Source organism: Paenibacillus sp. Soil766 (assembly GCF_001428105.1).
Taxonomy (GTDB): Bacteria; Bacillota; Bacilli; order Paenibacillales; family NBRC-103111; genus Paenibacillus_E.
Window position 1 is genome coordinate 132,542 of sequence record NZ_LMSJ01000019.1, and the last position, 9,882, is coordinate 142,423.

The window sequence follows — 9,882 nt, forward strand, 5'->3', positions numbered from 1 at the left end:
GCTATTTTCTTTGTAAATTAATCGGCAAGGCGTACCACGGTCTGCGGCCTGTTGTATACAAAGAAAAACCGCCTCAGCCTAAGCTGGACGGTTTGGAAATTCAATTATTACATAAGTGCATCTATGGAATAGTCACCAGCACCAATTAAAGCAACGCCAAGCGCAATGACAAGTAAGGCTAGATTATATTCAAATCCATTGGAAGTTGCCCAGTACCCATTTTTGCCGTGAACTTTAATAATAGCCATAATCATTGTAATAATAATAAGAGCAGCGCCAACTTCTGTCCATAAACCAGCGGCGAAGAGCAGACCGCCACCTAACTCAATTAAACCAGCTACCACCGCCATCATGACACCAGGTTTAATACCGATAGATTCGAAGAATCCGCCAGTACCTTTAGGTCCGTAACCACCAAACCAACCAAACAATTTCTGTGTACCATGTGCCGCCATCGTTAACCCAATCACCAAACGAATAATAAGAAGTCCTAATGACATACTGACATCTCCTCTATAAATATATTTTGTTTAACAACTTACTTTATGTTAGTATATTATTACGAAGCACTTACTTTTGTCAAGCGACTATGATAAAATAGTTATTACAGAAGTGTTTGATGCCGTAATCGGCAAGAACTCGAAGGAGATGATTAAGATGGAAAACGATCAACTATGTCCCAAATTCGAGCATGCATTCGAACTTCTGGGAAAACGTTGGACTGGACTTATCGTGAATGTGTTGCTATCTGGGCCTAAGCGGTTTAAAGATATCTCCGTATTAATCCCAAGTATGAGTGATCGCATGCTTTCCGAAAGATTCAAGGAGCTCGAAGCTGCAGAAATAATTATTCGACATGTATATCCAGAAACTCCGGTACGGATTGAATATGAATTGACGCCTAAAGGGAAAGCACTTCAGCCTGTTATGGATGAAGTACAAAAATGGGCGGACTCTTTTAATTAAATATAGGTTGAGACGCATAGTAAGTATGGTTGTCTCTTGACTTTGCCCTTACCAATGTTTACAATAACCATAATGTAATTCTATAAGAATGTGATCCATTGAAGGGACACAGTAATTCGCCCCCACATGTACAGAGAAGGAAGCCTAGGCTGCAAGCTTCCCATGATGAGTGAATGAACAGACCTCCCCGAGGACCAACTGGGAACAGCCATGATAGCATGTGCTAAGTAGTAGTTGTGCGAATAGCGGGCGTTAACCGCAAAGAGCAAGTTGTGTTTGATTGCGTACGCAAGAAACATAGCATTGCTGAATGTGGGTGGTACCACGGGTGAATTTGTTAATCAAATCTCTCGTCCCTGACGTAAGTCGGGGATGGGGGATTTTTTGCTTTTAGCATGGTGAACGTATGTATAGAAAAAGGGAGGTTACTTAGATGAGTATTCAGAAGCCAAAAGGCACACAAGATCTGCTTCCAGGCGAAGTGGAGAAGTGGCAGTACCTAGAGACCAAGGCGAGAGACTTGTGTCAACGTTTTAATTACAAAGAAATTCGTTCGCCAATTTTCGAGAGTACTGAGCTTTTTTCGCGTGGGGTTGGAGAAACGACAGATATCGTCGAAAAAGAGATGTATACCTTTCTTGATAAAGGAGAACGCAGCATGACGCTTCGCCCGGAAGGTACGGCTGGGGTCGTTAGAGCGTATGTGGAAAATAAACTTTACGGGATTCCTGATCTGACGAAACTGTTTTATGTGGGACCTATGTTCCGTTACGAACAGCCGCAAGCGGGGAGATATCGCCAGTTTCATCAGTTTGGTATTGAAGCTTTCGGGTCCGTGGATCCAAGCATTGACGCAGAAGTGATCGCGCTTGGCTACACGTTCTATAAAGAGATTGGACTCAAAGAAGTAACCGTTGAGGTTAACTCCGTGGGTACACCAGCGGTTAGAACGGCTTACCGTGAGCAGTTGCAGGCTTTCTTCGCCCCTGTGAAGGATCAGCTATGTAAGGATTGTCAGTCGCGCTATGACCGCAACCCTATGCGTATTCTCGATTGCAAAATAGATCAAAAGCATGGCGTAGGCGCACCTGACATTCTTGAGTTCTTAGATGAAGAGTGCAGCACACACTTTGCACAGGTACAAGAGCACTTAACAGCGATGGAAATTCCATTCCGTATTAACCCTCGCTTGGTACGTGGTCTGGATTACTACACGCACACAGCGTTTGAATATAAGGCAGCAGGTATCGGAGCGATCGACACAATTGGTGGGGGCGGACGCTACAATGGTCTTGTCGAACAGATCGGTGGACATGGTACCGATCAACCAGGTGTAGGCTTGGGTCTTGGTCTAGAGCGAATTCTGCTCGTATTGCAAGCACAAGGGGTTGAAATTCCTAAACCTGAGCCGCTGGATGTGTACTTGATTGGTCTTGGTGGTGCTGCTGAGAAAGAAGTTACGAAGCTCCTGCACCAGCTCAGAGTTCAAGGCTTAAAAGCAGAGAAGGACTATCAGGGCCGCAAGATGAAGGCTCAAATGAAGTCTGCTGATCGCTTCCAAGCAACTTATGTAGCGATTCTTGGTGATGATGAGTTAGCGCGCGGCGAAATTACGCTGAAGAAGATGGAAACAGGGAATCAAATCACGGTAAGTTTAGTGGATCTTGCCTCACAAGCTGCAAAGACACTATTCGAATAGATAGCTACTTCATTCATGAACAATACAAGGAGGCAACAATCATTATGATGCTCAAAACACATCATTGCGGGCAGCTAACTAAAGCCCATGTAGGCGAAACAGTAATACTTAACGGGTGGGTGCAAGTAAGACGCGACTTTGGCGGACTTCTTTTCATCGACCTGCGTGATCGCAGTGGCTTAATACAAACGGTGTTTAACCCGGATTTCTCTGGCGATGCATTGGCAATTGCTGACCGTGCACGTAATGAGTACGTTCTTGCAATCAAAGGGAAAGTCGTAGAGCGTGACGCTGAGACCGTCAACAAAAACATTCCAACAGGTGAAATCGAAATTCAAGTAACCGATATTGAAATCATGAACGCAGCCAAAACACCTCCGTTCTTCATTGAAGATGGCGTGGAAGTGGATGAAGCGGTTCGTTTGAAATATCGTTACCTAGACCTGCGTCGTCCAGAAATGCAACGGACCTTAATGCTGCGCTCCAAAGCGTCCAACATATTCCGTAATTTCTTAGATTCCCAAGGCTTTATTGATGTAGAAACACCGATCTTGACGAAAAGTACACCAGAAGGCGCACGTGATTACTTGGTTCCAAGCCGCGTGCATCCAGGCGAGTTCTTTGCCCTTCCGCAGTCCCCACAAATCTTTAAACAGCTGTTGATGGTTAGTGGTCTTGAGCGTTACTACCAAATCGCTCGTTGTTTCCGCGACGAAGATCTTCGTGCAGATCGTCAACCTGAGTTTACCCAAGTCGATATCGAGACTTCTTTCTTATCGCAAGATCAACTTCTTGAGATTCTTGAAGAGCTTGTCGTGAAATTGATGAAAGAAACAGCGAATGTTGAAATCGCGCGTCCGTTCCAACGCATTACGCATGCCGATGCGATGGCGAAATACGGGTCCGATAAGCCGGATCTTCGTTTTGGTCTTGAGCTTCAAGATGTATCGGATATCGTGTCTACATCAGGTGTTCAAGTGTTCGCAAGCGTAGTTAACGGCGGAGGCCAAGTTAAAGCTCTGAACGCCAAAGGCTGCGGTACTTGGAGTCGTAAAGAAATCGACGATCTTCTACCGTTTGCAGCACGTTATGGCGCGAAAGGTCTTGCTTGGATTCAAGTGAAAGACGGCGAGTTCAAAGGGCCAATCGTGAAATTCTTCAACGAAGCTGAAATTGCTGCACTGACTGAGCGTTTAGGTGCAGAAGAAGGAGATCTACTTCTATTCTCAGCGGATAAAAAGAAAGTTGTTGCTGATGTTCTAGGTAACCTCCGTCTGAAAATTGGACGTCAACTTGGCCTAATCGATGACTCCGTGTTCAAATATGCGTGGGTTGTAGACTTCCCACTTCTTGGGTATGACGAAGAAGCGAAACGTTATGTAGCGGAACACCATCCGTTCACACGCCCGAACGAAGACGACATTCATTTCTTCGATACAGATCCAGGTCAAATTCGTGCGCAAGCATACGATCTAGTCTTGAACGGCTATGAAGTAGGCGGTGGCTCCATGCGGATTTACCAACGTGATGTACAAGAGAAAATGTTCTCAGCGCTTGGTTTCTCCAAGGAAGAAGCGAATGAGCAATTTGGTTTCTTGTTGGAAGCATTTGAATACGGTACGCCTCCACACGGTGGTTTTGCTTTCGGATTTGACCGCTTGGTGATGTTAATTACAGGTCGTACAAACCTAAGAGAAACAATTGCATTCCCGAAAACAGCTAGCGCAACAGACTTGTTGATGGACGCTCCGGGAACAGTTGATGATAAACAACTAGAACAACTATCGATTCGCTTAGCGCTTAAGCAGCCTGCTGCGAAAGTCTAAGAACTTTGAAGAGGAAGTGTTCCCATGCTTCACCAATTTTCGCGAACTGAACTAGCGATAGGCCCTGAGGGTCTAGAAATTATGAAAAATAGTACCGTTGTTGTACTCGGTATTGGCGGTGTCGGTGGCATTGCGGCTGAAGCTTTGGCGCGCTCAGGCGTTGGCCGTTTGATCCTTATTGACAAGGATGTCGTCGATATTACGAATGTCAACCGTCAGATCCATGCCCTTACGACGACAGTTGGTCAGCCTAAGGCTGATCTGATGCGAGACCGTATCCTTTTGATAAACCCCGAGTGTGATGTCATCTCCCTTCGGATGTTCTATACAGAGGAAACGTATGAGCAAGTATTTGCTTATCCGATTGACTATGTACTCGATGCAAGCGATACGATTTCCTACAAGATTCATCTGATCAAGCAATGTCTTGAACGTAAGATTCCGATGATTTCTTGTATGGGTGCTGCGAACAAAATGGATCCTACGCAATTTAGGATTGCTGATATTTCCAAGACCAGTATGGATCCGATCGCACGCGTCATTCGCCAAAGATTACGTAAGGAAGGCATTAAGAAGGGCGTGAAGGTCGTATTCTCGATGGAAGAACCAATGAAGCCGCGGGAAGACGTTACTGAGCAAATTGTGCCTGCGGATGCACCAGATAGACGTAAGGCGCAGCAACCGCCTGCAAGTAATTCTTTTGTACCTCCTGTAGCGGGACTTATCATGGTGAGTGCGGCTGTGAAGGATTTGCTGGAGATTGGTGCGAAGAAAAAATCATAAAAATGAGGGATGCCCGTGAATGTGGGTGTCCCTTTTTTTATTTCATTTATATATCGAATAAGTATATATTGACTCGATATAGGTAATCTGATAAATTGGAAATAGATTGATACAGTTACCACCAAAATGGAGGATTCACAACATGAATAGTCAAGATGTGATTTTGGGTTTATTAATGCACCATAGCCTATCTGGCTATGACATCAAGCACAAGATGGAGACGGTGCTATCTTACTTTAATAACGCGAGTTTCGGCACAATTTATCCAACACTCAGCAAAATGGAGAAGGATGGCTTGATTACCAAGGAAAGCGTCATTCAAGAAGGCAGACCGAATAAGAATCTCTATTCTATTACGGAGGAGGGGCAGCACCAATTTAAAAAGTACATGTATAGCCCAGTTGAGGACAATGAGTTCAAATCGGATGCGATGACACGGTTGTTTTTTGGCGAGTTTGTAGAAGCACATATCATGGTTGGTGTGTTAGAAGAGTTCCTTAAGCGCACGAAGGCAAATTTGGAGAAATTACGCCAGCTGTACGTGGACTGCCAGCACGAGATGTCACCTACACAGGAAATTTGTATTCAAATTGGCATCAATAATTCAGAAAGTAAAATCCATACCCTTACACAAGGAATAACACGTTTGAAAAATGTAGAACAGAAGTGAGGTAGATTTCGAAAATGGCGAATAAGAAAACAGGTTTGATTATTTTGGCGATGGCTCTTGGACTTCTCATGTCCGCACTCGATAACACCGTGACATCATCAGCGATTTCACACATCATAAGCGACATTAATGGGTTTGATAAAATAAGCTGGGTATTCACCGCCTATATGCTTGCCTCCACAAGCACGATGCTTGTTTTCGGTAAGTTGTCGGATATGTTCGGCAGAAAATTGTTTTATATGATTGGAATTTCGATCTTCCTAATTGGGTCGGCTTTATGCGGTATGGCACAAGATATGACTCAACTTATTGTGTTCCGTGCCATTCAGGGTATCGGTTCTGGTGCGATTTTTCCGATATCTTTTACGATTATTTACACGATATTTGCCGATCCCAAGCAGGCGGCGAAGCTGTCAGGCGTTTTTGCAGGGATCTTTGGACTATCTTCCGTGGCTGGGCCGCAAATCGGTACGCTTTTGGCTGAATCATGGGGCTGGCGCTGGTGTTTCTACGTGAATTTGCCGCTTGGTGTATTGTCGTTCTTCGTATTGTTCTTTGCTTTAAAAGAATCTCGCTCCGATCGTCGTCCGAAAATCGATTATCTGGGCACGCTGTTTCTCATTGTAACAACCGTGTCACTTATGCTGGCACTGGAGTTCGGTGGTAAGGATTATGCCTGGGGCTCATGGCAAATCATTAGCTTGTTAATCGTTGCAGTTGTGATTGGTTTCTTGTTTATTGGCGTGGAGCGCAGAGCACATGAACCCATTCTTCCGTTACCTCTGTTCAAAAATCGGATGGTTCTAGCCACTGTATTAGCTTGTCTATGTCAAGGTGCGATTATGTTTTCGGCTATTGCGTATTTGCCTATTTTCTCAACAGCGGTTCTGGGCAATGCGAATTCGAATAGTTTACTTACGCCTATGATGTTTTCCTTGATGGTTGGTGCAGTTGGCTTTGGGTTCCTTCAACGCTTCTTCAGCTTCCGTGCTGTGTTCGCATTCAGTATGACAGCAGGGATTGTGGTTAGTTACCTGCTCAGCGTAGTCAGTCATGATGCAAGTCAATTCTATATGATCGTGCTTATGGTCATTCTTGGCGTTGGTGCGATCGGGCCGTTAATGAGTGTGGCTCAAAATGCCGTTGCACAAAGTGTTGACCGCAAATATATCGGTGTCAGCTCTTCAATCGTAGGGTTCTGGCGAAATATTGGCGGGGTTCTAGGTGCGTCGATTATGGCGACTATTGTGAACAATAACTACAGCAGCCTCATCCAGGATGGTGCTGCCGCTCATCAAATGCCGCTTGATAAGCTTGCTACTTTGGGGAACCCCGAGCAATTGATACGTGCAGGTTCATCTCTGCCACCAGATACAATGAACTTCTTGCGTGACTCGCTGGGAACAGCGATCAATCATGGCTTTATTCTTAGTATAGCTTTTGGTGTTGTAGGGTTAGGTGCTGCTTTTATTGCAGGTCCACTGCGTTTCGCAGCACCGGCACCTCGGCAGGATGCTAAGCAGGAGCCTGTTATTTCTCACTAAATGATGTCTCCTCCATGCGTGGTCTCCGCGCGTTGGAGGAGTTTTTTACTTGGGTAGACATGACATGCCTTTCTAGGCAGGGTATAATGGACAGACCAACTTTTATAACCAAGTAAAGGAAACTTATCATGGATTTGTTTACATATGCATCATCACAAGACCCTGCAGGCAAGCTGCTCGCCGATCGGATGCGGCCAACCACACTAGACGAATACATTGGACAAGAGCAAATTGTTGGCAAAGGGAAGCTCTTACGCCGTGCGATTGAGGCTGATCAAGTGACTTCGATTCTTCTTTACGGGCCGCCAGGGACAGGGAAGACCACGCTCGCGAACATTATTGCAAATCGGACACAAGGCGAGTTCATGAAGCTCAACGCCGTTGATGCATCCGTGAAAGACGTCCGGGAGATCATCGAGCTGGCCAAAAGCACGAAAGCGATGTATGGGCGCAAAACGACCCTGTTTCTGGACGAAGTCCATCGCTTCAATACCTCGCGGCAGGATGCGCTGCTTCCTGCTGTGGAGCAGGGCATCCTCATCTTCATCGGGGCGACTACAGAGAACCCCTTTCACCATGTGAACGGGGCCCTCTTGTCGCGCTCGACGCTGTTTCAACTCGAGCCCCTCACGGCGGAGCATGCGCTCATCGCCATGCGAAGAGCGATCGCCGATCCCGTGAAGGGGCTCGGCTTCATGCGCCTCCACGTGGACGAGGAGGCGTTGCACCACATCGCGCAGATGGCCAATGGCGACATCCGTCGATCCTTGAACGCGCTGGAGCTAGCAGCGCTGACGACCTCCCCTGAACCGGACGGCACGGTTCATATCACACGTGAGGTGGCGGAGGAGTCGATCCGCCGCCCGATCGTGAAAGCGGATGAGTCGACGCAGTATGACGTCTTGTCCGCCTTTCACAAGAGCGTACGCGGCTCAAGCGACGCCGCGCTGTTCTGGTTCCTCTATGCCGTCGAGAAGCTCGGCATGGATCCTATGACCTTCCTGCGGCGTCTGATCGTCGCTTGCAGCGAAGATATCGGGCTCGCCAATCCGCAGGCGATGGTTCAGTCTGTCACCGCGATGGACGCCTACCATAAGATCGGCTGGCCGGAATCGAAGTACATCATTTCCCAGGCAATTTTATTCGCTGTGGAAAGTCCGAAGTCCAATTCGATCCCGCTCGCCATCATGCGCGCACAGGAGTTGATGGAGCGGGTGAAATCAGCAGAGGTTCCGCTGCATCTGCGTGATACACATTACAAAGGTGCGGAGAAGCTCGGTCATAAAGGCTATATGTATCCGCATAATTACCCGGGGCATTATGTGCGTCAGCAATACTTGCCGGATGAAATTCAGCATGAAGTGATTTTCGCCGCAACTAATCAAGGCACAGAAGAGAAAATGAAGCTGAATCAGCACAAAAGAAGAGGGACGCCTACAGATTCATAGAATCCGTAGAGTCCCTCTATTTTCTTGCTCCATGAGAATGGTAAATACCTTTTCTGTAACGGGATCATAACGAATAGAGACGATGAGTGGGAATTCAGCACCATTCTTTTTGACCCAGAAGCGGAATTGCTGTTGTACGACCCCTGGTGCCACTTTGGACTTTCCGATATATTTGTAATCCAACAATGTATACACCTTACCGGCCTCCTGAAATGCAAGGCGGCTCCACTTGGCATATGAGGGGTCATGTTCAGGCGGCTTTCGGATATGGTTACCGTTTCCTTGTTGGATGGTGTCTACCGCAAATGCAGGTGAAGATCCAACACAGCTCAAGCCAAACATGAGTAAAATAGCTATGATTTTGCTCAGTATCGCTCACACCTTTCGTTTGTAGCGTGTGCGACAAAGAGATCTTGCATGCGTCATAATGAACGGTAAATAACAGCAAATACATCGTTTTATAGCAAGAGTACTCCTAGGAATGTTCAAAATCTAAGGCCGTAACATGGCGCGAGGGTAGCAGTTTCCTTTTAATCGATGCGTGTGGTTCATCACGTTGGGTGAAGTGCATGGAGGTGTGTGTGGTTCATCACGTTGGGTGAAGTGCATGGAGGTGTGTGTGGTACATCACATTGTGTGAAGTGCATGGAGTAGCTTGGAGTTACCTGCAGTGATTAAATGTATTTTGTACAGTTAATTCTGGGTGAAATCCCTTCAAGATCTGAATAACTGGATTTCCTACAGTTAATTCCGAGCCTTTAAGCCAATATAGCCAAATGAGGCAGATTTAACTACATAATATCCATCTAAATCGAATTTTCATATGGAATTCTGCGAAATAGCTGTACTTTCTCTTAAGCCCCCTAATTGGATTGGAGTCTTCAATATGCATGAAGTACAATATTGATGAGGGGGAATGAGATGTATGAAAAGCAATATCCTATAT

General features: G+C 46.1%; 9 protein-coding genes. 7 read left to right on the forward strand and 2 right to left on the reverse strand.

The window, feature by feature from the left end; genetic code table 11:
* Window positions 1-107: 107 nt before the first annotated feature.
* On the reverse strand, window positions 108-500 hold the full coding sequence (locus ASG89_RS15785) for a DoxX family protein (RefSeq protein ID WP_057311662.1): 393 nt from the start codon (window positions 498-500) through the stop codon (window positions 108-110).
* Window positions 501-657: 157 nt separating this feature from the next.
* Here ASG89_RS15785 and ASG89_RS15790 point away from each other — a divergent pair, with 157 nt between their 5' ends.
* The 7 genes from ASG89_RS15790 to ASG89_RS15820 all read left to right on the forward strand — a co-directional run bounded on the left by ASG89_RS15790 (window position 658) and on the right by ASG89_RS15820 (window position 8,936).
* Entirely contained in the window at window positions 658-966 is a 309-nt protein-coding gene (locus ASG89_RS15790; protein WP_057311663.1) for a winged helix-turn-helix transcriptional regulator, read from the forward strand.
* 433 nt (window positions 967-1,399) lie between these two features.
* Entirely contained in the window at window positions 1,400-2,665 is a 1,266-nt protein-coding gene (hisS, locus tag ASG89_RS15795) for a histidine--tRNA ligase (RefSeq protein WP_057311664.1), read from the forward strand.
* 44 nt (window positions 2,666-2,709) lie between these two features.
* Window positions 2,710-4,491, forward strand: coding sequence for an aspartate--tRNA ligase (aspS, locus tag ASG89_RS15800; RefSeq protein ID WP_057311665.1), 1,782 nt, complete (start codon window positions 2,710-2,712; stop codon window positions 4,489-4,491).
* Between the two features lie 24 nt (window positions 4,492-4,515).
* Window positions 4,516-5,274, forward strand: coding sequence for a ThiF family adenylyltransferase (locus ASG89_RS15805; protein ID WP_057311666.1), 759 nt, complete (start codon window positions 4,516-4,518; stop codon window positions 5,272-5,274).
* Window positions 5,275-5,416: 142 nt separating this feature from the next.
* Window positions 5,417-5,944, forward strand: coding sequence for a PadR family transcriptional regulator (locus ASG89_RS15810; protein ID WP_057311667.1), 528 nt, complete (start codon window positions 5,417-5,419; stop codon window positions 5,942-5,944).
* A 14-nt stretch (window positions 5,945-5,958) separates the two neighbouring features.
* The gene (locus ASG89_RS15815) at window positions 5,959-7,488 is read left to right on the forward strand and encodes an MFS transporter (RefSeq protein ID WP_057311668.1); all 1,530 of its coding nucleotides are present in this window, start codon (window positions 5,959-5,961) and stop codon (window positions 7,486-7,488) included.
* Window positions 7,489-7,616: 128 nt separating this feature from the next.
* Window positions 7,617-8,936 carry a replication-associated recombination protein A gene (locus ASG89_RS15820; protein WP_057311669.1) on the forward strand — a complete coding sequence of 440 codons (1,320 nt, stop codon included), beginning with the start codon at window positions 7,617-7,619 and terminating at the stop codon, window positions 8,934-8,936.
* On the opposite strand, the gene ASG89_RS35655 is transcribed toward ASG89_RS15820, so the two are convergent.
* The gene (locus ASG89_RS35655) at window positions 8,931-9,278 is read right to left on the reverse strand and encodes a DUF3889 domain-containing protein (RefSeq protein ID WP_082593287.1); all 348 of its coding nucleotides are present in this window, start codon (window positions 9,276-9,278) and stop codon (window positions 8,931-8,933) included. The two genes, ASG89_RS15820 and ASG89_RS35655, sit on opposite strands and share 6 nt — an antisense overlap.
* Window positions 9,279-9,882: the final 604 nt, after the last annotated feature.